This is a genomic window from Paenibacillus sp. FSL F4-0243, assembly GCF_037963295.1.
Lineage (GTDB): Bacteria > Bacillota > Bacilli > Paenibacillales > Paenibacillaceae > Paenibacillus_AQ.
This window is the reverse complement of sequence record NZ_CP150151.1, coordinates 5,651,496-5,677,288: the sequence shown is the minus strand read 5'-3', so window position 1 is coordinate 5,677,288 and position 25,793 is coordinate 5,651,496. Positions and strand designations below refer to the sequence as shown.

Sequence of the window (25,793 nt, the reverse complement as noted above, 5' to 3'; positions counted from 1 at the left end):
TGTATCGAAGCTGAATAAATTGAAGAAGGAAGCCGGGTCATTGCAACCCGGCTTCCTTCTTTCATAATGGGAGTGTGCGGTATCCCCCTGTCGTTATTGCCCAAGAAGCGCTGGCACGATAAATCGGCCGAACACATTAGCTGGTGAGCCTTTCTTGTATTTATCCGCAGTAATGACTGCAACCAGCTCATAGGATGGAACCACAATAATATGCTGGCCCATGAAGCCAAGCGCAAAATAATAAGGGATCTCCTTTGGCTGCTGCTCCGTACCTGCATTGAATGATGATACCCACCAGTGCCATCCGTAGAAGCCCTTCTGTGGTAGCGTGGCTGCGACATAGGGGCGAGTGGACTTCTGAACAGTACCCGAATGAATGAGCTGTTGATCCTTCCAGCGCCCTTCTTGCAAATAAAGGAGACCAAATTTAAGCATATCCTCAGGCATCATATAAAGGCCAAACCCACCAGTATGTATGCCTTGTGGATCACTGTCCCAGCGATAGCTTTCGATGCCAAGCTGCTGAAATAGCTGATCTTCAGCAAATGCTGCAACGTCTTGTCCAGAACATTCACGCAGGATAGCGGATAAAATCTGGGAGCAGCCGGAGTTATAGTTCATCTCAGTGCCTGGCTTATGAGATAGCGGCTGGGCGAGCACAAACTTTATCCAGTCTGCGGTTCTAGTCATAGTCGGAAAGGAATTTTGCCCCCCAAATTCTGTCCAGTTAAAGCCTGCTGTCATTGTTAATAAGTGACTGATAGTGATTTCTCTTTTTCGTTGATCTTGATCCTCTTTTAATAAAGGGAAAAATAGAGAAATAGGTGTATCAGGTGGCGGAACGATTTGTTTATCTATGGCTATGCTGACTAAGGCGGAGAGCACGCTTTTGGTGCATGAGTTAATTTTACCTAGCTCCTTAGCGATTTCTGGCTCGCGATAATGCTCCAGTATAGGTTTTCCATGTTGAATGATTAGACAACTGCGAATTTCTAGGCCAGTAATACCGTCTATAAGCGGCTGAAGGTTCCAATCAGTGATGTGAATGGCCCCCTTTCATAGATGATTAAGCTGTAGCTGCCTACCATTATAGCTTATATAGTATACATTACATAAACCTTGTAATTTCCTGTCGTTAATTAAATATGGAAAATATAAGTAATTATCTGTATAATGTTATGAATCACGTGTTAGAGGAGGATGAATTCTTTTGAAAAGCAATAATACTCACTTTGTTCATCAGACAGCTAAAACGGTATTGATTACTTCAGTGGCGCTCGCGTTATTATTACCCCCTGGCTTGGCCGCAGCCGATTCTACATCTGTTAGTAGCAACACTACGGTAACACAGGTTAGCACACAAGCGCCGGTGACTACAACGAACTCTGATGCAGATCTTACAAAAGTGAAATTCACGCAGGAGCAAGCGATTGCGAAGCTAAAAGAATTATTCCCATCCCTAAAAGATGCAACGGTAAACAATGTACAACTGGGATCTAATCAAAGCTACCCCCCTCCAGCAAATCAAATGATCTGGAATATTCAGTGGCAGATTCAAGAGGGGAGTATGGGATATGGCTTTAGCAGTGAGGTAGATGCCATTAGTGGAGATATCATTAGTACGTATATTTCATACCCACGTGAGAATAACGAATCCTATTATCCACCGAAAGTATCGCAGACTCAGGCACTGGAGATCGCCAAGGCTTTTGTTGCTAAGGCAGCCACATCGGTTAAGAGCAGTGATCTGCAATTAAATGAGAATGCTGGTTATAATTATTTTTCGAACACTTTATTCGGTCCTGTTCAATACAGCTATTACTTCAGTGTCATGAAGAATGGTCTTCCTTCTGGATCGGATAACATTAACATAGCTGTGGATGGCAACGGTAATGTAATTCAATTCTCTAAGTTTTCTCAAGGGCTTGAGTATCCGTCTGCACAGCCCAAGATTACCTTGGAGCAAGCACAGAAGCAATTTGCGGAACAGTTTGATGTAGGCCTTTTTTTCACTCCTATTTATAAGAACGGAAAACCTAACAACTGGATCCTAGGCTGGCGTCCAGTGGATCAGTCTCTATATCCTATCGATGCATTGACGGGCAAGAGAATAGATTATGAAGGAAAAGAATACGCATCTACCCCAGTCGTGTATTCAGATGTAGCAAAGGGTAAGGATGTCTTTCAAGCAAGAACTTCAACTACAGAGCTTACTGCAAAAGAAGCGGAACAGCTTGTAAAGAAGGTTGCATATATTCCAGCAGATCGTAAATTGATCTCTCAAAGTTTAAGAAATGACTATCAGGATACGAATCGGAAGATCTGGCAGTTATATTGGGGTAGTGCTAGTGGAAATGAACGTTACATTGGTGCTGGCTTTCCAGAACAATCCTCTGCTGAGATCGATGCAAAGACCGGTGAAATATTACAGTACCAGATTCAAACATATGGTGCTACTCAGGATAATAAGAAGGAAGAACCGGCTCCTGCTGGAGGGAAGAAGCTTAGTGAGGCTGAAGCTAAGACTAAAGTACTTAGTATAATTAATAGCCTGTATCCTCAGGCGAGCCAGAAGCTAAAGCTTTTAGAATATGGAGATAACTCAAGCGTGACTTCAGACGGAACAGGATTTAGATATCAGTTTATTAGATATCATCAAGGGATTCCTGTGAGTGACAGTAACCTTACGGTAAGCTTGGATCTTTACGGCAGACTGATTTCTTACATGGGGAATCGGATAGACGGTATCGATGAAATTACACTATCGCCGAAGGCTACAATTTCCAAGAAGGAAGCGCTCGAAAGTTATAAACCTAAATATCAGACTAAGCTAAGATACACTCAGGTTGGAGGATACTATAGTTATAATAGCTATGCCGCGCCAAAGGTGAAGCTGGTATATGATACAACTTTTGATGAATCTAATGGATTATATCAGGTTTTAGATGCAGCCACTGGTAAATGGGTTGCGGTCTATGATTACCTCGGTCAGCAAGATGCTCAAATATCTGCAACGGATATCAAAGGTCATGCAGCAGAACAACCCTTATCAGAATTAGTAAAATATCATGTGATTACTCCGGATGCCGATGGTAAAGTAAACCCAGATCAAGAAATAACAGTTGGCGATTGGTTAACCTATCTTGCCAAGGCTTCTAATCCGAATTTCAGCAGTTATATTGCTAATAATGAACGGAAAACTGTGGCAGGTGTGAAGCCTGAGAATTCATATTATGATGTTGTTACTTATGCAGCAGATCGTAAGTGGATCAACAAGGATCAAAGCCTGCAAATTGATAGTAAGTTAACCCGGGAACAGCTTGCTGTTCAGCTGGCTAATTTTTTGAAATACAACAAACTCACAGCCTATCTTGATAAAGATGTAACGGTAAGTCAGTTCAGTGATAGTGCATCTATAAACAATAAGGGTGCAGTGGCTCTTGTTGTGAAATTGGGAATCCTAAAGGATGACAACGGCAAGTTTAATCCGCAGCAGACGGTAACGAAAGCACTGGCGGCTACGGTGATTATGAAGCTAGTGGAACTGCAAGGTAAGACTGATCAGATTATAGGTCAATAAAAATATAAAATGCAGAGCCTACTTCCCGTTTGATGGTGGAAGCAGGCTTTTCTGTATGAGGAGCAAAATAGGGAGTAAAAGAAAACAACCCGAAAGACAAACACCTTTACAGAAGGGATGTGTCTTTCGGGTTATATTTGTTTTTGCTATTCAAATACAATTAATGGAGCTGTTTATCTACTTCTTTAACTGGATTCTCTCCAACATTCTCTTCTACCTTGCTGCTCATAAACCAGCCGATTGCAGCGATGAGCACGAGTACAACATAGAAGGTAACCTTCCAAATGGTGCTATGCGCGAAATCCTCGGAAAGAACACCAAGTGAAGGGTGTGCCAAGGTAATGACTGCGAGCTTAACGCCGACCCAGCCTACGATGAAGAAGGCTGCAATTTCAAGACCTGGACGGGTGTGAAGCAGCTTAACGAAGAAGGAAGCTGCAAAACGCATAATGACCAATCCGATAAATCCGCCGGCAAAGATGACGAGGAATTGTCCACCGTCAAGGCCTCCGATTTTTGGAAGACCACTTGCAGGTAGTGCAACCGCAAGTGCAACTGCGGCTAGGATGGAATCCACCGCGAAGGCGATGTCAGCAACTTCTACTTTAAAGACAGTAAACCAAAAGCTGGATTTCTTTTTGTTGACTGCGCCGTCCGTACCGCTTTCAGCTGCTTCATCCGTAACGGGCTTCTTGATTAATAGTTTTCGGAAGATATGGTTCCCCGCGATAAACAGTAAATAAAGTGCGCCGATGGCTTGTACTTGCCAAATATCAACCAGGTAAGAGATGACAAATAGTGAACCGAAGCGGAACACGAAGGCTCCGGCTAATCCGTAAAATAGTGCTTTTTTTCTTTCCTCATCAGGAAGGTGTTTAACCATAATTGCCAATACCAGTGCGTTATCTGCGGCTAGTAGTCCTTCAAGTGCTACAAGAACTAGTAATACCCAGCCGTACTCTAATAATAATCCCCAATCCATTACTGTTGTCCTCCCTTTTCTTATGCAAATATCTACTAAAAGATACTTACCTTACCATTTTAACCAATTTTATATAAAAAAGACCTTTACCAAACAGATTAGCCTTTGGAATAAAGGTCTAACCTGATTGGTAAAGGTCTCGCTAACAATGTTGAATTGCCAATAAAGCCGGAGAATATCCTCATATTCTCGTATTGACGACTTTATTTAACAGCTACTCCCCTTTACGGGATATATTAAATTTTTGATTTAATTCGTTGTGATTTTGCCTAAGGAGATCATATACGAGTTGAAAGTTAATGTCAATAAAATGTTGGAGGAATAAGAGTTGATAGTAAGGGAATGTTGGAGGCTGTAAATCTGGATTGCATTGCTAGGAATAGGAGAGTTTAATTTTTCTGAGAGGGAGATTAAAAGTACATGTATGTCTTTTAATCTATGCTGATAATCAATGAAGAAGTTTATTTAAATAACAAATAAAAGGGCACTTACTAGACGAATATCTATGTTCTCCTATAGGTAATTGGAGTAGTATACATTAGGTTTTCGTGGAGGTGCTAAAAATGGACCATTCCAATCACATATCTAAGAAAAGCTGCAAAAAAAATGATTCTCCGTCAAAAAGAAAATATCATTTGGTTAAAAAATGTTCTTCAAAGAACTATTGTTGTAAGCGAAAAATCATCAAAAAGAAATGTGCTAATAATCGCACCCGCGGCATCACCGGAGCAACGGGCCCTACCGGAGTCACGGGAACGACAGGCTCCACGGGAGCAGCTGGAGTCACGGGGACGACAGGCTCCACGGGAGCAGTGGGAGTCACGGGAACGACAGGCCCCGCCGGAGTAGCGGGAATCACGGGAACGACAGGCTCCACGGGAGTAGCTGGAGTCACGGGAACGACGGGTCCGTCCGGAGTAGCTGGAGTCACGGGAACGACAGGCCCCGCGGGAGTAGCTGGAGCCACGGGGACGACGGGTCCCGCGGGAGTAGCCGGAGCCACGGGGACGACGGGTCCCGCGGGAGTAGCCGGAGTCACGGGAGCAACGGGCCCAGCGGGAGTAGCGGGAGCCACGGGAACGACGGGCCCCACGGGAGCAGCTGGAGCCACGGGGACGACGGGCTCCGCCGGAGCAGCCGGAGCCACGGGAACGACGGGTCCCGCTGGAGTAGCGGGAGCCACGGGAACGGCGGGGCCCGTAGGAGTAGCCGGAGTCACGGGAGCGACAGGCCCCGCGGGAGCAGCTGGAGTCACGGGAACAACGGGTCCGGCAGGAGCATCCGGAGCTACGGGGACGACGGGCTCCGCCGGAGCAGTGGGAGCCACGGGAACGACGGGCCCGGCCGGAGTAGCGGGAGCCACGGGGACGACGGGCTCCACGGGAGCAGCTGGAGTCACGGGAACGACGGGCCCCACGGGAGCAGCTGGAGCCACGGGGACGACGGGCTCCGCCGGAGTAGCTGGAGCCACGGGAACGACGGGTCCCGCTGGAGTAGCTGGAGCCACGGGAACGACGGGCTCCGCTGGAGCAGTGGGAGCCACGGGAGCGATGGGCCCCGCGGGAGTAGCTGGAGTCACGGGAACGACGGGCCCCGTAGGAGTAGCCGGAGTCACGGGAACGACAGGCTCCACGGGAGCAGCTGGAGTCACGGGAACGACAGGCTCCACGGGAGTAGCTGGAGTCACGGGAACGACGGGTCCGTCCGGAGTAGCGGGAGCCACGGGGACGACGGGCTCCACGGGAGCAGCTGGAGTCACGGGAACGACGGGCCCCACGGGAGCAGCTGGAGCCACGGGGACGACGGGCTCCGCCGGAGTAGCTGGAGCCACGGGAACGACGGGTCCCGCTGGAGTAGCTGGAGCCACGGGAACGACGGGCTCCGCTGGAGCAGTGGGAGCCACGGGAGCGATGGGCCCCGCGGGAGTAGCTGGAGTCACGGGAACGACGGGCCCCGTAGGAGTAGCCGGAGTCACGGGAGCGACAGGCCCCGCGGGAGCAGCTGGAGTCACGGGAACAACGGGTCCGGCAGGAGCATCCGGAGCTACGGGGACGACGGGCTCCGCCGGAGCAGTGGGAGCCACGGGAACGACGGGCCCGGCCGGAGTAGCCGGAGTCACGGGAGCAACAGGCCCCGCGGGAGCAGCCGGAGTAGCTGGAGTCACGGGAGCAACAGGCCCCGCTGGAGTAGCTGGAGTCACGGGAACGACAGGTCCAGCTGGAGCAGTGGGAGCCACGGGAACGACAGGCCCCGCCGGAGTATCCGGAGTCACGGGAGCAACGGGCCCCGCCGGAGCAGCCGGAGCCACGGGAACGACAGGTCCAGCTGGAGCAGTGGGAGTCACGGGGACGACGGGCCCCGCCGGAGCACCCGGAGCCACGGGAACGACAGGTCCCGCCGGAGCAGCCGGAGCCACGGGAACGACGGGCCCCGCTGGAGCAGTGGGAGCCACGGGAACGCCGGGTCCCGCCGGAGTAACCGGAGCCACGGGAACGACAGGCCAAGCGGGAGTAACGGGAGCCACGGGAACGACAGGCTCCACGGGAGCAGCAGGAGTCACGGGAACGACGGGCCCCGCCGGAGCAGCCGGAGTCACGGGAGCAACGGGCCCCGCCGGAGCAGCCGGAGCCACGGGAACGACAGGTCCAGCTGGAGCAGTGGGAGCCACGGGAACGACGGGCCTCGCCGGAGTAACGGGAATCACGGGGACGACAGGCCCCGCTGGAGTAGCGGGAGTCACGGGGACGACGGGCCCCGCCGGAGTAACCGGAGCAACGGGAACGACAGGCTCCACGGGAGCAGCTGGAGCAACGGGAACGACGGGCCCCGCCGGAGCAGACGGAGTCACGGGAACGACGGGCCCCGCCGGAGTAACGGGAATCACGGGAACGACAGGCCCCGCGGGAGATGTGGGCCCCGCTGGAGTAGCCGGAGCCACGGGGGCGACGGGTCCAGCTGGAGTAGTGGGAGCCACTGGATCAACAGGCCCCGCAGGAGTAGCCGGAGTCACTGGAGCAACAGGTGCCGCAGGCGGAATAGCTCAGTTCGGGTATGTTTATAATTTAGGGGCTCAGGTGGTTCCAATAGAGGCGGATGTCTCTTTTGATACAAATGGACTTCTAACACCTGGAATTACACATGCCCCTGGGACCACTACAATCTCGGTTACTAATACGGGTAATTATGAGGTTGATTTTTCAGTTTCAGGTGTGGAACCCAATCAATTCGCATTATTCTTAAATGGCGCCGAGGCTGCAGGTACGGTATATGGTTCAGGTGCTGGCACTCAGCAAACTAATGGGCAGGCGATACTCGCTCTCTCGTCGGGCGATGTTCTTACGCTGAGAAATCATAGTTCAGCTGCTGCAGTTACTTTACAGACATTGGCGGGAGGCACTCAGGCAAACGTCAATGCTTCTATAGTTTTAAAGCAATTAAGCTAGGTAACAAAGAAATAGATTCTTCAGCATTAAAAAAGCGTGCAGGACTCTATTAGAGTTCTCCACGCTTTTTGTGTTAGCCCTTAACCGCCCCGGCGGTAATTCCTTTTGTCATCTGTTCTGTGAAGAGCAGATAGATCAAGATGGTTGGGATCGCAATGATCGTCATAACAGCGAACTGAGCACCGTAGTTGGACGAGTATTCTCCGGCGAATTTCATAATGGAGAACGGAATGGTTTTGAGATCCTCCGAGGTGAGGAAGGTGTTCGCCATAATAAATTCATTCCATGTGCTGATGAAATTGAGTACACAGATGGTAGCTAGTGCGGGTTTCGTAATAGGGAAGATGATGCGGAAGATCACACCGTAAATGCCGCAGCCATCGATAACCGCCGACTCTTCAATCGCACGAGGGATAGTCTCTAGAAATCCAGTCATGATGAGCACACTCATTGGGATGACAATAGCCGAATAAGGCAGAATCAGCGTGTACATATTGTTCAGCATTCCGAGCTTGTTAAACAGGATAAAGTTCGGCAGCAGTGTCGCGTGAATGGGAATAATCATGCCCATCATGATAAGTGACAACACGATACCACTAAGCTTCCATTTCATACGGGTGAACGCATACCCCATCATCAGTGACACTAGTGCGGACAGCGCAACGGTAATTACTGTAATGATAAGACTGTTGGCAAAATAGCGTGGTACACGCCCATAGGTAAAAGCGTTTCTATAATTCTCCCATTGCGGGGGGGATGGCCATTTCAGAAAAGAGCTTCCGAAAAAATCACCACTCTTTAGCAGGGAGTAATCGATCAGCCAGATGAGCGGAAATAACTGAATCAAAGCAATGAGACAAAGAAACACCATCATTAGGATTTTGCCAGTTGTAGGTTTACTGCGCTTCTGTTTATGAAGCTTCAGATTGAGGGGCGAAGCGGCAGGTGCTAATGAATTATTCATATGATTTCCTCCGGTTACAGGGATTCTAAAACTCTCCGATATCTTTCTTCAGAACCTTGTTGAGTATTACGGTCAGTACAAGGCAGAACACAATGAATAGGATGGATATGGCATTACCGTAGCCGTATAGCGACGATGAGAAGGCGGTTTTGTAAAGGTAGTTTCCTAAGAATTGCGTGCTGTTCGCCGGGCCACCGTTAGTCATTAAGAACACGGTTTCCATTTGCTTAAGACAGGTTGTAACCGCGATGATAATGGCAACTCGCATCATAGGCGAAAGAAGCGGTATGATGATGCGCGTGTAGAGGGTATAATTGTTCGCGCCATCGATCTTTGCGGCTTCGCTTAGATCACTTGGAATGCCTTGCAGACCTGAATAATATAGCAGCAGTGCGTATCCAAAACCTTGCCACATTACAACAATGATGATGCACCAGATCGCTGTCTTCGGATCTCCAAGCCAATCATGTGTAAGTGAATCCAGCCCAACGCCGCTAAGCAACTTGTTAAGCAATCCGTAATTGGGATGAAAAATCCCGCTCCACAGCTTGGCTGTAACCACAACAGAAATTACTGCGGGGATAAAAAAGATCGTCCGGAATATTTTTTCGTATTTACCGGAATTGGTTAGGAATATCCCTATGAGAATAGCAAAGGGATGCTGTAAAAATACAGTAGCAGCGGTCAGTAACAGGGCATTGCCCAGCGAAGTCCAGAATACTTTGTCATGAAATAGGATTTCGCGATAGTTATCAAAGCCGATAAAATTGTACTTGCCGATCCCGCCCCAGTCCGTAGAGCCGTAATAAGCGCTCATGAAGATAGGGATGCAAATCATAAAAGCAAACAGGAATAGCCCGGGTGCGATGAGTAGGAATATCGCTTTTTTGTCGCTTAACACTCTGTGCATGGAAATCTCCGTCCTTTGAAAGAGTAATCTATCTACTACCATCGTAACGGGAAGCCAGACCCTGGAACATGCCGTATATTTCAGATGATTGTACACATTTTTTAAATTATGGAATGATAATTTTCTCTAATGTCGAAGGCGCTTATGCTCAAACAACAAACCCCCGACCTCTGGGGGAAGTCGGGGGTTGTACGCCACTATTTATGATGTTAAATCAGAAGCACCGTCATTCATGTACTTAGTAGTATTAGAGTTTATTTACCAGCCAATTTATCAGATGCAGCGTCAAGCGCTTTGGCGAATTCCGCTGTATTCATAGCGCCGGAGAGCAGACTTTGGTGAGCTTCCATTACCTTTTGCTTGAACTCGTCGTTACCAATATCCTGTAGCGGAGTTCCGCTAGAAGAGGTCATCGAGCTGAAGACATCGACTAGTTCTTTTTGGAGTTGAGTTTCATTACCAGTCAAGAATTCATCGAATTTTTGCGCAGGTGTACCCGCGCCAGCTTGCCATAACATCTTGGACCAGTTCTCAGGAGCGAAGAAATATTTCAAGAAATCAACAGCAGCTTCAGGATGCTTGGAGTTTTTACTTACGGCATATCCACCACCGTACCAAGCAGCATCATCCGTTGATTTACCTTTATCTGAACCAGGGAAAGCGAATGCGCCTACATTATTGCGGAATTCTTCAGAGAAGTTCACATCTGTAGCTAGGCCAGACTCCCAAGCGCCCATAAAGAACATAGCGGCTTGTCCTTGTCCGAACAAGTTACGCGCTGCACCGTAATCGGCGGTCAGCCAGCCGTCGGCAAAACCTTTAGCATTTGCGAAATCTTGCATTTCAGTTGCAGCTGCAACAAGACTAGGATCATTAAAGGATATTTTACGAGCAACAGCTTCATCCATCTTATTAAAATCACCATTTTGACGTTGAGCCACAAACTCATACCAGATTGGCAGTGTCCATGCATCCATACCGTTCATAGCGATAGGGTTAATCTTGTTGGCACGCAATGTTTTGACAGCTGCGAGCAGGTCAGCGGTAGTCTTTGGAACCTCGATGCCGTTGTCAGCAAAGATTTTCTTGTTATAGAACATGACCATATAGTCGGCACTACGTGGCAATCCATACAGTTTGCCATCTTTGCTGAAGCCGTCCATGGAACCAGAAACAAACTGATCACCTTCGAAGTCAGCGCTGTTCAGTTCAAGCAGTAAGTCATTATCGAGCAGAGGACTCAGGAAAGAAGGCTGACCCCAAGCTTGAATGATATCAGGCATCTGATTGCTGGAAGCATATACTTTGATTTTTGATTTATAAGGTTCATCTTGAAGCGCTTCCACTTCTATCTTGACGTTAGGGTGCTCTTTCATATAAGCGTCGATAATGTCTTGCTCCACCTTGCCTGAACCGTTTGCCCGATCCGCAAGTGCGGTGAAGAACTTCAGTGTAATTTTTTCGGCTGGTGCGTTCGCTGTGGCCTCGGCAGTAGCTTCGGCTTTGTCATTTGCAGGAGCGTTTGTAGCTTTCGCATTGTTATTTCCGCCACCACAGCCTGCAAGCAGAGCTGGAAGCATTAGACTCATAAGCATTAGCTTGATTCCTTTACTTTTCATCAAAAACCCACCTTTTTAGAATGATGTATTTTGAAGAAACGATTGTTATCCATCAAGGAAGACGACAACCTCGTTTCTTCTTGAAATATAAGAATGTATAAGTTTCACGCTATACATTATCCTTATATTTCTCGCATAAACGCTGACCGTCTATAAGAGACGTCGAAGGCGTTTTTGCTTGCATCCTCATCTTAAGAGTTTCTGGCTAATAGAAACATGGTCCATATTTAAGAATGATGTAGGCATTTTTTAGCGAATGTAAAAAGCCGGTTCAGGGTGTAATGATTTCAGTTATACTTGGTTTACACATCTTTCTATTATATAAGAAGGTGGTTCTCATGAATCGAAACTTTCGCTTAGTCAGCCGTTATCGCCATCTTCCGCTCCAATTTAAGCTGTTGTTATGGTTCGTCCCCCTGCTTCTGGTGACCATATTCGCAATGGGCTGGAACTCGTATCAGATCTCTTCACAGCAGGTGGTGGAGAAAATGAAACAGTCGCAGGATCATCTTACCAAAAAAACAGCAGAGCAGATCGATGAGATGGTGCGAGGCATGATATCTTTTTCGAATACACTCTTTCTGGATGAAAGTGTGCAGCGGCTCTTAGCATCGTCTGAAGCACAAAAGGAACGTAATTCTGTATTTAAGACCGTTACCAATCTTATGGTTGCAGGCAATTCAATTCAATCGCTGATTCTGTATTCTTTAGACGATAACAATGGAGCAGAGCCTTTTGCTGCGAATCAGGCAGGATTGACGACAGGTATGAAGTACTCAGATTTTATCAAAACCTCGTATTATAAAGAAGCTATTAAAGCAGCAGGTAGCCCAACCTTTGGACTCTCCAGGCCGACTGACGGCATTTTTGTAGGCGATCATTATCATAAGATTGTGCTTTCCAGAATCATCATGAATATTTACACCTTAAAGCCGGCAGGACTCGCTGTGATCGGTGTGGATGCAGGGAAGATTGGGAGCCAATATCTGGACAATGCTGAAGATGATGTAGATATGTTCGTAATTGATCGGGATGGGCTGATTATTACGGCTTCGAATCCGAGCTGGATTGGCAAAAGAGATCTGGAACTTCCGTATTTTGCGGACAGCGACCCTAAGCTGACTGTGAAAAAAAGGCTGGAATCTACAGCGGATCATAAACAGTGGATTGTGTCACATCTGCAGTCGGAGACGACAGGCTGGTATGTGGTGGTGGCTCATTCCAAGCGGCAGCTTGTTAAAGAGCTCGGTCAGATTTTACAGGTCACGATGACGATTGCTGTTCTGTGTTTAGTAGTTAGCCTAATGGTTACCTGGCTGGCAGCTGCCGCTATCACGAAACCACTGAAGAAGCTTTCCCGTTCGATGCGCAGACTACAAACAGGTGATTTCACGCAGCGGGTATTTTTTGAAGGAAATGACGAGATCGGCTTACTTGGGCATGGTTATAATCTAATGGTGCAGCGGATTAAATCGCTCATCAATGATGTATACGCGTCAAGAATGAAGCAACAGGAGGCAGAGTTGAAAACGCTTCAAGCTCAAATCAGGCCTCACTTTTTATATAACACGTTAAATACAATCTGTTGGGAAGCTGAGAAGAAGGGAGATAAAGAAATTGCCGATATGGTGTATTCTCTCTCTCAAGTGTTCCGACTGAGCTTAAATGATGGACGCGATACGTTTACTTTAGAGCAGGAAGTGGAGCTGGTGACCAATTACTTGTTCCTGCAGAAAAATCGCTTTAAGGAGCGTTTTGAATTCGAAATTTCTCTGGATGAGAGTATCAAGGATTTCACAGTACCAAAGCTGCTGCTGCAGCCACTAGCCGAGAACGCAGTGATTCACGGGATTGAGCCGCTGTCTGGAAGTGGGCTGATATCCGTTCGAGCTTACCGTATAGAGAAGACTATTGTGCTTGAGGTACAGGATAATGGTGCAGGGATCACGGCAGATAGGCTTCTAGAGCTACATCAACGTTTAGCGAGGGGAAATTCTTTACCTGAGGAAGACAATGTTGGACGCACAGGATTTGCGCTCATGAATGTGCAGGAACGACTGGCCTTATTTTTTACAGGAGCCTCTTTACAACTAGAGAGTGTGGAAGGGGCAGGAACACGTATTATTATTCATATCACTGTGGAGGGGCCATAAATGATGAAGCTGCTGATTGCTGAAGACGAAGATACGATCCGTGAGGGCATTGTGAATATGATTGATTGGAAGTCACATCAGATTGAGGTCATGGGTGAGGCGGGGAACGGAAGTGAAGCGCTGGCTTTGATGGAGAATGAACAGCCCGATCTTTTGTTAACGGATATTCGTATGCCACAAATGGGTGGTCTCGAGCTGATTGAAGTCGCACGGCGTAGAGGTTACGGCTTCCGGTCGATTATTTTATCCGGGTATAACGAGTTTTCTTATGCGAAGCAAGCGATCTCCCTGGGTGTTGTTGATTATGTGCTGAAGCCATGCCGACCTGAGGAAATTCTGAAGACGGTACTGAAGGCCAAGGAACTTATTGAAAGACAACGGAATCAGGAGGATGAACAGCTTAAAAGAGATCGTTCTTGGCATAAAAATGCACCGCTTGTCAAAAGCCAGGTTCTGTCTCAATGGATTTATCATCCCCCGGTTCCGCTAGAACGGCGACAGGAGCTGATCGGCGAGTTATCTATGGCGATTGGCTTTGAAGGACCACAAATTGGTCTGGTCAGTTTTGATTTTGACCCACCCTCTGCTACAGGAACAGGACAGGATTTTGTACTTCTACGTTACGCAGCGTTAAATATTATCAGTGAGACCTTGTCTCCTATCTATAGAGGAAAAATAGAGACTTTTCATGATGGCAATAACTTGCTATGGATTGGCAGCGGATTAGCCGGAACCGATTCTCGCAAGCCTTACCGAGCACCCCTCCAATTGAAAGAGCAGATTGAGAAGCTGCAGAGTAATTTGGAGAAATATCTCAAACTGTCAATCAGCATTGCCGTTGGCTCCTGTCGTTCGGATATTTCTGAAGCGCATCTGTCGTATAAAGAAGCCCTTCAGGCGATGGAATCGCGATTTTTGAACGGAAAAGGTGGTGTCTATTACTATACAGAAGGAACGGGAGTAATAGGTGGCGCTCCACAGGAAATCGGGATTTTAGATGATTCTGAATTAAATGTGCTGGAGGATGAAATGCTTGTGGCGGTGGGGGCTGGGAGCAATGAGCTCGCACTCGATCTGCTGGAGAAATGGCTGGATCGTTTTCGTAGCAATCCGGGATGTCTTAAGCAAGAAGTGAATATTCGGGCAACTGCTTTTGTAGTTCGATTAAAGAGACTCGCGCAGGAAAAACAAGTCGCTGGCTTCGAATGGAAGCAGCATTTGGTCAATTGGATGGAGCAGGCTCCACAGATAGAGACGTTGGAAGAATTGTCTACGATTTTGAATAAGGTCATGCAGAATGTGGTGGAGGCTTTTTCTAAACATCGTCCACTCCATCGTACAGTAGTCACTGCTATGGAGATCATCCGCAATAAATACAATACCAATCTGACACTAGAGTATGTCGCGAAAGAAGCCTATGTTTCTAATACTTATTTAAGCTCACTTTTCCGTCAGGAGCTTGGTGTGAATTTTCTCGATTACTTGCACCAATACCGGGTAGAAGAAGCGAAAAAGCTGCTCCGCCAAAATCTAAAGATGTACGCCGTTGCAAAATTGGTAGGGTACGGTGAAGAGCGTCACTTCAGTGCTACTTTTAAAAAATGGACTGGACTTACACCTTCACAATATCAAAAGGGATTAGGGAAGTAGGGGGGATTTGTTATCTACTAGGCTCTGTGTGGTTAAACTCTACATATAGCTAAATAGGAGGTAACCGAGTTATGAACCCCAAATGGTGGAAAGAAAGCGTCGTGTATCAGATTTATCCGATCAGCTTCATGGACAGTAATGGAGATGGAATCGGAGATTTGCAAGGTATTATATCCAGACTGGATTATTTACAGGATCTAGGTGTAGATGTGATCTGGGTCTGTCCTATTTATAAATCACCTAACCATGATAACGGGTATGATATCAGTGATTACTGTGACATTATGAAGGAATTCGGTACGATGGATGATTTTGACCGGTTGCTCAGGGAGTTGCACGCACGTGGAATGAAGCTGATGATGGATTTGGTTCTGAACCACACGTCACATGAGCATCCTTGGTTTGTAGAATCCAGGTCGTCGAAGGACAATCCTAAACGGGACTATTATATTTGGCGAAAAGGTAAAAATGGCGGCCCCCCGAACAACTGGGAGTCTTATTTCAGTGGCTCGGTATGGGAGCTTGATCCGCGGACGGATGAATATTATCTACATCTCTACTCCAAATACCAGCCCGATCTGAACTGGGAGAATCCTGTGGTCATTGATAAGCTGCATGAAATGGTGGAGTGGTGGCTGAAGAAGGGTGTGGATGGATTTCGTTTTGATGCGATTGCACATATCGTGAAGACGAAAGGGTATCCAGATGCAGACAACCCGAACGGAACACCTACGGTAAGGGCCTACGGTATGTTCTCCAATCTGGAGGATGTGCATACCTTGCTACAGAATCTATACGATAAGGTGTTATATTTCTACGATATTATGACGGTAGGAGAGACTTCGGGACTCGGACCAGAGCAGGCGCTGGATTATGTAGGTGACGGACGCCGGGAGCTGAATATGACTTTTCAGTTTGAACATATGTTTCTGGATGCCGCTTCACCGGGTAGTGGGAAATGGGATGTGGTTCCCTGGAGTCTACTTGAACTGAAAAAGATCATGAGTAGCTGGCAGACAGTTTTACATGAGAGAGGATGGAATGCGAACTATTTATGTAACCATGATCAGCCGCGTTCGGTGTCTCGGTTCGGGAACGATCTCTTTTACCGGATTCCTTCTGCAAAAATGCTTGCGACCTTTATTCATATGCTGGAAGGCACACCTTATATTTATCAAGGAGAAGAAATCGGCATGACGAATGTCTGTTTCGATTCCATTGATGAATACCGGGATGTGGAGACACTTAATTATTATGAAGAAAAGCGAAAAAACGGTGTTCCAGAAGAGCAGATTATGTCTGCGATTCATCATAAAAGCCGGGACAATGCCCGTACCCCTATGCAATGGGACGATGGACATGCAGGTGGCTTTACAACAGGAACACCCTGGATTGAAGTGAATTCCAACCATATGGAGATTAACGCTGGCAATGCGGTTAAAGATCCGGATTCTATCTACAACTACTATAAACAGCTGATAGCGTTAAGAAAAAAATACAAGGTGATCGTGTACGGATCATATGAGCTACTGCTTGCAGAGCATACTGAGATTTATGCGTATTCCCGAACTTTAGAGGATCAACGATTGTTGGTTATTTTGAATTTTTTTGATAGAGAGCCTGAATTCGAATGGCCAGCGGGGTTCGATCCCGATCAGTTGGAGTTATTAATCAGTAATTACCCGGAGTCAAAAGATCAGGATATTCGTTCTTTCAAGCTTCGTCCTTATGAAGCAAGGGTATATTTGCAGCAGCGTGTGTAAAGGAAGTTTCAATAAGAGTTGTCATTAAAGCCCAAGAGGTCAAGATGATGACTCTTCTTTGAGTTTGTCAGCAAAAGACTGTACAATGGCGATACATTAGCATACATGAAGTGGAGTTGCGGGATGACGCCTGTAGGAGGAGAGGAGAGACAACATGACTGAATGGTATGAAAAGAGCTTCGGAGAGGATTACCTGATCGTGTATAAGCACCGGGATTTCGGTGGAGCACGTAAAGAAGTAGATCAGATGATCGCCTGGCTGAGACTGCCCCCAGGTTCGAAAGTGCTGGATTTATGTTGTGGGATGGGACGTCATTCTCTGGCACTTGCGAAGGAAGGGTACGAGGTTACCGGAGTGGATTTGTCGGAGGTCTTGCTGCGTGAAGCTCGGTCTCAAGTCGGGGCGCAGAAGGTAACCTGGATCCGTTCCGACATGCGCGATTTACCACTAGATGGAGGATTCGATGCCGTAGTTAATCTGTTCACTTCTTTTGGTTATTTTGAAAAAGATGAGGAGCAAGTAAAGGTTCTGCGTGAAATCTATCGTCTGCTGAAGCCAGGTGGCAAGTTCGTTATTGATTTTTTGAATCCTGCGCATGTGATTCGTCATCTGGTGCCGCATTCTACGCGTGAGGACGGAGAGAATTTGATAGATGAGTCACGCCGGATTGAGGATGGTTATGTGAAGAAGGACATCATTCTAACCACTAAGAATGACCCTACGCCTCGTCAATATCATGAGCGTGTGAAGCTTTATTCACTGGAGGAGTTCAAGGAAATGATTGAGAAAGCGGGCTTGCAGCTCGAAGCTGTACATGGCAGCTATGAAGATGAGGTTTATGATGTAGAAAGGTCCACGCGGATGATCTTTGGTGGAACACGTCCCTAAATGGTTTCCGGAAAAAGATTTAAAGGTGGTGAACGCTCCATGTCTAAGGCAGAGCTTACTTCATGGGACAAGAACATTCTCCAAGTCTCGGTACCCATGGACTCGCCTCTTCGTCAAGTGAACAGCTATATCCTCTCGGATGAAGATGGTAGAGTAACTATTATCGATCCGGGCCCGCGCAGCCCGGATACAGAGAATTGCTGGCTCGGGATTTTGCAGGAGCTGGACTTGTCGTGGATGGATATACGGGATATCGTCGTTACGCATCACCATCCCGATCATTACGGATTAGCCGGCTGGCTGCAGTCGCAGAGTGGTTGTAAGGTGTGGATGACGGAGCGCGCCCATGCGGAGGCAAGGTTGATGTGGGGCTTGGGCACTTGTGAAGATCTGGGGAATGACGTGGATGAAGATACAGGTGAAGATACGGGAAATGGCGTAGACAATGATGTAGGCATAAATGAGATCTTACCGGATTATTTCATCCGGCATGGGATGACGGAGCAGTGGTCGAACGGGATTAAAGCCCACTTGGAAAGCTTTAATTCCCAAGTGGAGCCGCAGCCTGCCGTTTCTTATTTCAATGTGGCGGAGCCCTTCAGGATGGGCGGCCGTGAATGGGAGCTCATTATTACCGGCGGACATGCACCGGGGCATGTGAGCCTGTATCATGCTGACAGCGGGCTTATGTTCTGTGGGGACGCTGTGCTCCCGCAGATCTCGCCCAATGTCAGCCTGCTGCCGGGCAGCGATCCACAGCCGCTGCAGACGTTCCTTCAGGGGCTGCGGGAACTGGGCAGCTACCCGGTCAGCATGGCGTTCCCGGGGCATCGAGAGCCCTTCGCTGGCTTCGCGCACCGGGTAAACAGCCTGCTCGCTCATCATGAGGAGCGGCTGGATACAGCGGCGGCGCTGCTCACCAGCGGCCCGCTGAGCGGATTCGCGGTGTGCGAATTTCTGTTTCGCAGCCGAGTAACGACTGTTCATCAGATGCGCTTTGCGATGAGTGAGACCCTGGCGCATTTGGCGGAATTAGTGCGCCGGGGACGGGCAGTCATGCTGGAGGCAGAAGGCGGTTTCTTGTTCGACGCAGCTGAAAGTGTTGGAGAACATATCAGCTAGAGAGTATCTTGCAAGATCGAAGTGAAGTAGATGAGTATAAAGTTTAAGAGCAGTCCTGCATTGCGGGGACTGCTCTTTTTGTATTTAAGTAACCTTGTCCCTCCGTCCCTCTATTCATCCTTCGATCGCTTCCATATTCATGCGTTAGCGTATGTATTCGGACTCAAGTGACGCTATTCGTGGATTTTGGGGCTTTTGAGGTTAGTATCGGACCGGAAAGGCGTTATTACTAGTGCAGAGTAGTGGTTTTGGTCATTTTTGAGCGAGTAGAGTCTCTGGAGTCTGAAAGTGTTCAAATTAAGGGTGATTTGTGAGTATAGCGTCTCCTGAGTCCGACAACGTGGGCAAAACGCTTTAAAAGTCGTGCAACTAAATGATGTATGTCGTGCAGCTAAATATTGGTAGTAATTATAGGGAATTTCTCCTTATAATTCTACCGATTTGGCTATAGATTGAGATTTTCATAGAGATTATAGGGAAGAATTCCTTATAATCTCTGGATTTGAGTCAAAATCGTTATTTTATAGGGAGGATTTCCCTATAGCCAACGAGCCTTGTAGAACCCCCACCGTAGAACCCCCACCGTAGAACCCCCACCGTAGAACCCCCACTGTAGAACCCCACCGTAGAATTCCCACAGCAGAACCCTCCATAGCCCCCTCCAACTACCCACAAAAAAGCGATTGTCTCAGCAGCCCGCAGGGCTGTGAAACAATCGCTTTTTCCTCAGAGTTTCATATAGTCGATCTGAAACTCATTATTCTGGTGTACCTAAAACTCCTCACTCCGGAGTTTCATCATATTCCTTAAGTTTCCTAGCGGCTTCTTCGCGATCCTCTGGTGTGTGAGGCAGATCCAGCTCAATTTCGCGCTCCGCTTGCTTGCGGTGTGCGATTCGGCTACTGGCTGCCGCCGCCACGGCTCCAACGATGTCGTCGAGATAGGTGTGGATTTGTCCGGTACTTTTGTCATTTAGCCTTTGAAGAACGCCTGGCTTCAGCTTGTCCACATAGCCATAGTTGGTAAATCCGATACTGCCGTATACGTTCACGATAGAGAAGGCAAGAATCTCATCTACGCCGTACAATCCCTCATCATTTTCGATCATATCTTGAAGTGGGGAGAACAGCTTGCCCTCTTCTGCCAGTACATCTAATTGAATGCCTGTTAGTACAGCATTTTGTACTTCTCGCTTGCTAAGCACCATCTCTACATTATGGATACATTCATCCATCGTTAAATTCGGATAGTATTTCTGTTGCAGGAACATAACGAGTTCCGCGATTTCTTCCAGGGTTACTCCACGCTTGTTCAGCCAGAATTTGGTCGCATCTGCGACGGCCTTGCTGTTCAGACTGTACGGAATTTTTTCGATTTTGTCATCAGCCATGTTCAGTCACCTCGTTGTTTAGTAAGTCATTTCATTACAGCAAACGTTAGTATGATGTTAAGGACTGTTGTTACCTCAGATTGTACGTTCACTGGAAGTATTTGTCCAGCGAGGGAAGTTTCAGCGAACTGATATCCAGGCCCTACTTGAGATGAAGAAGTAGTTCACAGGCTTTTCCAACAATTTAGGATAAGCTGTTGTTATTTTTTGGACAAAGGTCTCGTATACATAGCAGTACAAATGATATCTAACCTTGAAAGGGGTAATAAATGATGAAACCTATGCAACAAATCCGCGGAATCTCCGCAGTATGCTTACTCGCAGTTCCACTGGCACTGTCCGGCTGTGGGCTGTTTGGTTCAGAATCGGCATCGATTGATGCTCCGCCACCAGAGGTTGAAGCACAAATGTTACAGACTAGTGGAAATACTACGTTGGATTCAGGTGTATTCGGTCCTGTGACACAGGATGATACACAGACAGCGGTTAAAGGCAGCACCAAAACTTCACAGGGCAATGCTTCTGGAGACCGGACAACTGTATTTTTGGAAGATGGTAATGGATTACTCGCTCCTGTATCCCTAAGCTTGCCAAAGAGCAAAGATTCCAGCGCACTCAAAAACTCGTTAATGGCATTAGTGAGCAAGGGAGAATATGCCTCATCAGTGCCTGAAGGCTTCCTAGGCGTTCTTCCAGCTGGAACGGAAGTTCAAAATATTACGGTAGATAAGAAGTCGAATTTAGCTGTCGTGGAATTTAATAAAGAATTCAATAACTATGATCCTTTAGAGGAACGTAAAATCCTCGAAGCTATCACTTGGACGCTGACCGGTCAAGATGACATTAAAAGCGTACAGCTCTGGGTAGATGGTAAAAAGCTCACAGAGATGCCGCTTCAAGGAACTCCGCTGGATCGTCCATTAACCCGCACAATGGGCATAAACTTGCCGAAGCAAGGTCCACTTCTGATGAACTCCAGTGCGGTTACTGTTTATTTTTCCACAACATCTCCTGACGGTATCCAATATTATGTACCTGTAACCCGCTTTGTACCCGCCGGACAAGAACAGCTGACTGCTGCTTTGAACGAATTGATTGCAGGTCCTGAATCCGGAAATGGGCTGGAAATGGTCATGACACAGGGGACGATACTTGATTCCGTTGATGCTGGGCAGAACGGTGTAGTTACCGTGTCCTTGACGGATGATATGTTCACAGATGGTAAAGGTGTACCCGCTGAAATGCTGGAATCGGTCGTACTGACGGTTGCGCAAAATTCGGATGATTCTCTGGTACAAATTCGCTTGAACGGCAAGGAATCGATTACGGATACAGATAATGTGGACTACAGCAAACCTGTTTCCGCACCTGAATATTTGAATGAGATCCCGTTATAGAATGACCCTGTAAGGTTTAAAAGATGCTTTTGTGCCTCCTCTTTGGTAGAATAAAAGTTGCTCAAAAAGACGTTACGTCCCAAGCATTGTGCTACTCGGTATTTATGACGGGGCAATGGGACTCACGCTAAACTTTTAGCTATACGATGTAGGAGGCAGAAAAGATGAGATCAAACGGGCGAAACGACGACCAATTACGGCCGCTGACAATAACAACCCAAACGAATAAATATGCTGAGGGCTCCGTGATCATTGAAATGGGAGATACTAAAGTCATTTGTACGGCTACTGTGGAGGAAAAAGTGCCTCCGTTTCTTAAAGGGCAAGGAAAAGGCTGGGTAACCGCTGAATATTCGATGCTTCCTCGGGCAACTCAATCCCGTAATCAGCGTGAAGCTGCACGTGGTAAGCTTACCGGACGGACTATGGAGATCCAACGGCTGATCGGACGAGCGCTTCGTTCCGTAGTTAATTTACAAGCGTTAGGCGAGCGTAGTATTACGCTGGACTGTGATGTGATTCAGGCGGATGGTGGTACGCGGACCGCTTCGATTACAGGTGCTTTTGTTGCTATGGCATTTGCTATTAACAAAATTGCACTTCAGCACAAGTTGCCTGTGTTTCCTATAACAGATTTCTTGGGGGCAATCAGTGTCGGTGTTGTAGGGGATAAAACACTGCTCGATTTGAATTATGAAGAAGATTCCAAAGCAAAAGTAGATATGAATGTAGTTATGACTGGCGGCGGTGCCTTTGTTGAACTTCAGGGGACTGGCGAAGAAAGACCGTTCACTCGTCAAGAGTTGGATCTTTTGCTGGGTCTAGGTGAGAAGGGAATCTATGAACTGATTGCTGCGCAGAAAGAAGCGCTTGGAGCGATTGCTCTCAAAATCCCTTCCGGCCAGCCGGGCCAAGAGGTGTAGCATGAAGTCTGACGGCGGTATTCTTATTGTTGCGACGAAGAATAAGGGGAAAGTACGCGAATTCGAGCATGCTTTTGCCCCGCTAGGGCTGACAGTGAAAAGTATGTACGACTATCCGGATCTGCCCGATGTGGTGGAAGACGGAGCCACTTTTGCCGAGAACGCCTTTAAAAAATCCAAAGCCGTAGGTGACGCCCTTGGAATCCCGGTACTCGCCGATGATTCGGGTCTTTGCGTAGACGCTTTGGATGGCCAACCGGGTGTGTACTCTGCACGTTACGCAGGGGAAAATGCAGGAGATGAAGAGAACAATCTGAAGCTGCTTAGCGAACTTGAGAAGCTAAAACAGGGCGAGGATACCGGACAGCCTTTGCTAAGTACAGCTCGGTTTGTCTGTACATTGTCCTTATACGATCCAAGCTCAGGACGGGAGTTAACCGCTGAAGGTGCAGTGGAGGGATGGATCACATCCGAACCTGCTGGTGGTGGAGGCTTCGGCTACGATCCGTTGTTTTACTTGGCGGAATATGAAAAGACAATGGCCGAGCTAACGCTCGAAGAGAAGCAGCGGATTAGCCACCGAGGAACTGCGCTAAGGTCGCTGACTGAGAAGCTAGCTGCTGCTAACGACTTGAATTCCTAATCTAAGCGCTCCATGCGGTCGCATGAGAGATAAAATAAAGAAGCTTGCAGATCCAAGGTGGAGTACCTTGATTTGCAAGCTTCTTTTGATTTGTAAGGCTAGGCTGATAATTTTATTGGATTAGTTCAGCTTCCAGAGTGCAGGTGTTGCTGTCGGTTCCCAGCCCAGAAGTGAAGTGTGGGGCTGCAGACATGTATACGTTAACCCGTTGTAGCTAACCTTATCACCCGCTTTGTATGCTACTCCTGCTGCCCAGGCAGATATTCCCGGACTCGGTGTTGCAGTTGGCGTTGGTGTTACGGTTGGTGTTGAAGTAGGTACTGTAGTTGGTGTCGGCGTTGGTGCAACGGTTGGCGTTGGAGTAGGTGCTATAGTTGGTGTCGGCGTTGGTGCAACGGTTGGTGTTGGAGTAGGTGCTATGGTTGCAGTCGGCGTCGGTGTTACAGTGGGCTTCGGTGTTGGCGTTGCGGTTGGCGTCGCCGTTGGTGTTGCTGTCGGTGTCGGTGTCGCTGTTGGAGTAGGTGTAGGCGTTGGAGTGATGCCTCCATACAGTTTGTCGTATTCCTGCTGGGACGAGCTTCCGTTCAGCGTAATTCGCTGCGGACCTCCCGAGAAATTCAGCTTCATCATGCCCGGAACTTCCAATGTGGCTCCGTTTGCAATCGTTTGGGATGCCGTTCCGGTAATACGATAGCGGTTAAAGTCCCAAGCCGTCGAGATTTGCTCTACAGTTCCTGCTCCCCATGCAGAGGTCAGGGTTGTTGTTGTCGGTAGATCGAATTCCAGCTTCCAGCCACCGGAGATATCCGCGCCTGTGTTATTCGTTATTTTCAGGGAGTAGGTATAATTCGGATGATCGTAAGCGCCACTGAAGCTAAGACTGAAGTTCGTAGGTGCAGGTAGTTGTGGCTTCGGAGTTCCACCTGGCAGAGAGGCTGTCTTAAACTGGTCATAGGCAAAATCGGTCAACGAGTTGCCGTACGTAAAGGTGCCATCACTCTTTTCAGAGTAGTCGCCGGTCAGTTCCCAGAACATCATCCCTCCCAAGCCTTTTTGCTTGATATAATCCAGTTTGTAGCCGAGTGACTCCTTATCTTCATACGTAAGAAAGACCTTCTTGTCTGCGTTGAACAAGTATGGAGTTTTGGTAACAGGATCGAAATAACGTTTGTTCGCTGGATCTTTGAGCAGATTCAACACATGCCAGATTGGATTTGCGCCGGCCGGCTGCTCTGGTGCAGGATCATTCCAGATTCCGTATACGCCGTCGGCTCCCCCTCCGGTTGTAGGAGCTGTACCATAAAGACCGGTGTTGTTGATGCCTCCATTTACATTCTTCCAGCCACGTGAGTAATAAGGAACTCCAATGACGATTTTTTCTGGAGGAAGCGTACCCAAATAGTATCGAACGGCCCAGTCGGTATTCAGAACCGGAGTGCCCAGCGCAGCTGTTTCAGTATCACGAGAATCCGGGTACAGGGCGGAATGCGGCCCAACATATCCATTCCAAGCGCCGTGGAAATCATAGGTCATAAGGTTCGCCCAGTCCAAATACTGGTTGGCTTCCCCTAGCTTCATTCCGCCCAGAATCCAAGAGGAGGCGGTTGCGGCAATGGTTAGGTCATATTTCTGATTGTCCTGTGTGCCTGCCTGATCCAGCTTTTCACGAAGCTTTTTCATGAGGAGAACATAGTTGTTGTAATTCACTGTGCGCAGCGGCTCAGCCACACCGAAGTCATTCGGGTTACCGGATTGACCAGTACCGGATGGGTACTCCCAATCAATGTCCACACCGTTGAATTGGTAGGTACGTAGAAAATCTACAACACTGTTGGCAAAGGTCTCGCGGCCAGCTTCCGAATTGGCCATGTTATAAAAACCACCAGAACCCGACCAACCACCAACCGAAATCAGGGTGCGGACATCGGGATATAACTGCTTATACTTTACGAGTTGATTAAAATGTCCTTTATACGGCAAATTAGTTAATTGGTCAGGGTAGTCTTTTTCGATAGCTGCTGTACGGTCCATCAGATCAATCTTGTTCGTTTGAGGGTTTACCTTGGCGAACGCATAGTTAATGTGAGTGATTTTGCCCCACGGTATTTTGTCGACAGTATAAAATCCTTTGTTCTCCTGATCTCCCCACTCCGGGAAGTAAGCTACAATTTTACGCGGATGATCTGCAGCCGGAGCTGGAGCAGTAGGCGTCGTCCCTGCTGCTAAGGCTACTTGCGACGATCCACCTGCACTTGTGTAAAGTGGAAGCAGAATGATGGCGCTCATTAAGGCCGCAATGTAGCGTGCGGATTTACTTCGCCTATTACGTGTACTTATATTCATTTAACATTCCTCCAAAAGGGAT

General features: G+C 47.8%; 17 protein-coding genes. 10 read left to right on the top strand and 7 right to left on the bottom strand.

What is annotated here, in order from left to right; translation table 11 throughout:
• Positions 1-93: 93 nt before the first annotated feature.
• The gene (locus NSS87_RS25215; protein ID WP_339248668.1) at positions 94-1,041 is read right to left on the bottom strand and encodes a serine hydrolase; all 948 of its coding nucleotides are present in this window, start codon (positions 1,039-1,041) and stop codon (positions 94-96) included.
• 169 nt (positions 1,042-1,210) lie between these two features.
• Here NSS87_RS25215 and NSS87_RS25210 point away from each other — a divergent pair, with 169 nt between their 5' ends.
• The gene (locus NSS87_RS25210; RefSeq protein WP_339243350.1) at positions 1,211-3,580 is read left to right on the top strand and encodes a YcdB/YcdC domain-containing protein; all 2,370 of its coding nucleotides are present in this window, start codon (positions 1,211-1,213) and stop codon (positions 3,578-3,580) included.
• Between the two features lie 160 nt (positions 3,581-3,740).
• On the opposite strand, the gene NSS87_RS25205 is transcribed toward NSS87_RS25210, so the two are convergent.
• Complete coding sequence (locus tag NSS87_RS25205) at positions 3,741-4,562, bottom strand: TerC family protein (RefSeq protein WP_042130725.1); 822 nt, start codon at positions 4,560-4,562, stop codon at positions 3,741-3,743.
• A 563-nt stretch (positions 4,563-5,125) separates the two neighbouring features.
• Here NSS87_RS25205 and NSS87_RS25200 point away from each other — a divergent pair.
• Positions 5,126-8,005, top strand: coding sequence for a collagen-like protein (locus tag NSS87_RS25200; protein ID WP_339243349.1), 2,880 nt, complete (start codon positions 5,126-5,128; stop codon positions 8,003-8,005).
• A gap of 73 nt (positions 8,006-8,078) precedes the next feature.
• Here NSS87_RS25200 and NSS87_RS25195 read toward each other — a convergent pair whose 3' ends face one another.
• The 3 genes from NSS87_RS25195 to NSS87_RS25185 form a co-directional block, all read right to left on the bottom strand.
• On the bottom strand, positions 8,079-8,969 hold the full coding sequence (locus tag NSS87_RS25195; RefSeq protein ID WP_081393202.1) for a carbohydrate ABC transporter permease: 891 nt from the start codon (positions 8,967-8,969) through the stop codon (positions 8,079-8,081).
• A gap of 25 nt (positions 8,970-8,994) precedes the next feature.
• Complete coding sequence (locus NSS87_RS25190; RefSeq protein ID WP_042130723.1) at positions 8,995-9,879, bottom strand: sugar ABC transporter permease; 885 nt, start codon at positions 9,877-9,879, stop codon at positions 8,995-8,997.
• A 254-nt stretch (positions 9,880-10,133) separates the two neighbouring features.
• Complete coding sequence (locus NSS87_RS25185) at positions 10,134-11,498, bottom strand: extracellular solute-binding protein (protein WP_042191338.1); 1,365 nt, start codon at positions 11,496-11,498, stop codon at positions 10,134-10,136.
• Between the two features lie 338 nt (positions 11,499-11,836).
• On the opposite strand from NSS87_RS25185, the gene NSS87_RS25180 reads away from it, so the two are divergent.
• The 5 genes from NSS87_RS25180 to NSS87_RS25160 all read left to right on the top strand — a co-directional run bounded on the left by NSS87_RS25180 (position 11,837) and on the right by NSS87_RS25160 (position 19,075).
• On the top strand, positions 11,837-13,651 hold the full coding sequence (locus NSS87_RS25180) for a sensor histidine kinase (protein WP_052404400.1): 1,815 nt from the start codon (positions 11,837-11,839) through the stop codon (positions 13,649-13,651).
• On the top strand, positions 13,652-15,301 hold the full coding sequence (locus tag NSS87_RS25175; protein WP_042191336.1) for a response regulator: 1,650 nt from the start codon (positions 13,652-13,654) through the stop codon (positions 15,299-15,301).
• Positions 15,302-15,372: 71 nt separating this feature from the next.
• Positions 15,373-17,064, top strand: coding sequence for an alpha-glucosidase (locus tag NSS87_RS25170; protein WP_042191334.1), 1,692 nt, complete (start codon positions 15,373-15,375; stop codon positions 17,062-17,064).
• A gap of 154 nt (positions 17,065-17,218) precedes the next feature.
• Positions 17,219-17,953, top strand: coding sequence for a class I SAM-dependent methyltransferase (locus NSS87_RS25165; protein WP_042191333.1), 735 nt, complete (start codon positions 17,219-17,221; stop codon positions 17,951-17,953).
• Between the two features lie 39 nt (positions 17,954-17,992).
• The gene (locus NSS87_RS25160; RefSeq protein WP_339243347.1) at positions 17,993-19,075 is read left to right on the top strand and encodes an MBL fold metallo-hydrolase; all 1,083 of its coding nucleotides are present in this window, start codon (positions 17,993-17,995) and stop codon (positions 19,073-19,075) included.
• A 781-nt stretch (positions 19,076-19,856) separates the two neighbouring features.
• On the opposite strand, the gene NSS87_RS25155 is transcribed toward NSS87_RS25160, so the two are convergent.
• A complete protein-coding gene (locus NSS87_RS25155) occupies positions 19,857-20,465 on the bottom strand; it encodes a phosphatidylglycerophosphatase A (protein WP_339243346.1) in 609 nt (202 codons plus the stop codon).
• 272 nt (positions 20,466-20,737) lie between these two features.
• Between NSS87_RS25155 and NSS87_RS25150 the strand changes: the two genes are divergently transcribed.
• From NSS87_RS25150 to NSS87_RS25140, 3 genes are all read left to right on the top strand, one after another.
• Positions 20,738-21,862 carry a GerMN domain-containing protein gene (locus tag NSS87_RS25150; RefSeq protein ID WP_339248666.1) on the top strand — a complete coding sequence of 375 codons (1,125 nt, stop codon included), beginning with the start codon at positions 20,738-20,740 and terminating at the stop codon, positions 21,860-21,862.
• 164 nt (positions 21,863-22,026) lie between these two features.
• Positions 22,027-22,785, top strand: coding sequence for a ribonuclease PH (gene rph / locus NSS87_RS25145; RefSeq protein WP_042130710.1), 759 nt, complete (start codon positions 22,027-22,029; stop codon positions 22,783-22,785).
• A gap of 1 nt (position 22,786) precedes the next feature.
• Entirely contained in the window at positions 22,787-23,428 is a 642-nt protein-coding gene (locus tag NSS87_RS25140) for an XTP/dITP diphosphatase (RefSeq protein ID WP_339243345.1), read from the top strand.
• A 120-nt stretch (positions 23,429-23,548) separates the two neighbouring features.
• Here NSS87_RS25140 and NSS87_RS25135 read toward each other — a convergent pair whose 3' ends face one another.
• The gene (locus NSS87_RS25135) at positions 23,549-25,771 is read right to left on the bottom strand and encodes a glycosyl hydrolase family 18 protein (protein ID WP_339243344.1); all 2,223 of its coding nucleotides are present in this window, start codon (positions 25,769-25,771) and stop codon (positions 23,549-23,551) included.
• Positions 25,772-25,793: the final 22 nt, after the last annotated feature.

What these genes read in the sequence shown, in the direction of transcription:
- NSS87_RS25160 (WP_339243347.1), top strand. Translation starts at nt 17,993, where the DNA reads ATGTCTAAGGCAGAGCTTACTTCATGGGACAAGAACATTCTCCAAGTC.
- NSS87_RS25170 (WP_042191334.1), top strand. Translation starts at nt 15,373, where the DNA reads ATGAACCCCAAATGGTGGAAAGAAAGCGTCGTGTATCAGATTTATCCG.
- NSS87_RS25155 (WP_339243346.1), bottom strand. Translation starts at nt 20,465, where the DNA reads ATGGCTGATGACAAAATCGAAAAAATTCCGTACAGTCTGAACAGCAAG.
- NSS87_RS25140 (WP_339243345.1), top strand. Translation starts at nt 22,787, where the DNA reads ATGAAGTCTGACGGCGGTATTCTTATTGTTGCGACGAAGAATAAGGGG.
- NSS87_RS25190 (WP_042130723.1), bottom strand. Translation starts at nt 9,879, where the DNA reads ATGCACAGAGTGTTAAGCGACAAAAAAGCGATATTCCTACTCATCGCA.
- NSS87_RS25185 (WP_042191338.1), bottom strand. Translation starts at nt 11,498, where the DNA reads ATGAAAAGTAAAGGAATCAAGCTAATGCTTATGAGTCTAATGCTTCCA.
- NSS87_RS25150 (WP_339248666.1), top strand. Translation starts at nt 20,738, where the DNA reads ATGAAACCTATGCAACAAATCCGCGGAATCTCCGCAGTATGCTTACTC.
- NSS87_RS25180 (WP_052404400.1), top strand. Translation starts at nt 11,837, where the DNA reads ATGAATCGAAACTTTCGCTTAGTCAGCCGTTATCGCCATCTTCCGCTC.
- NSS87_RS25195 (WP_081393202.1), bottom strand. Translation starts at nt 8,969, where the DNA reads ATGAATAATTCATTAGCACCTGCCGCTTCGCCCCTCAATCTGAAGCTT.
- NSS87_RS25175 (WP_042191336.1), top strand. Translation starts at nt 13,652, where the DNA reads ATGATGAAGCTGCTGATTGCTGAAGACGAAGATACGATCCGTGAGGGC.
- NSS87_RS25205 (WP_042130725.1), bottom strand. Translation starts at nt 4,562, where the DNA reads ATGGATTGGGGATTATTATTAGAGTACGGCTGGGTATTACTAGTTCTT.
- NSS87_RS25135 (WP_339243344.1), bottom strand. Translation starts at nt 25,771, where the DNA reads ATGAATATAAGTACACGTAATAGGCGAAGTAAATCCGCACGCTACATT.
- NSS87_RS25200 (WP_339243349.1), top strand. Translation starts at nt 5,126, where the DNA reads ATGGACCATTCCAATCACATATCTAAGAAAAGCTGCAAAAAAAATGAT.
- NSS87_RS25165 (WP_042191333.1), top strand. Translation starts at nt 17,219, where the DNA reads ATGACTGAATGGTATGAAAAGAGCTTCGGAGAGGATTACCTGATCGTG.
- rph (WP_042130710.1), top strand. Translation starts at nt 22,027, where the DNA reads ATGAGATCAAACGGGCGAAACGACGACCAATTACGGCCGCTGACAATA.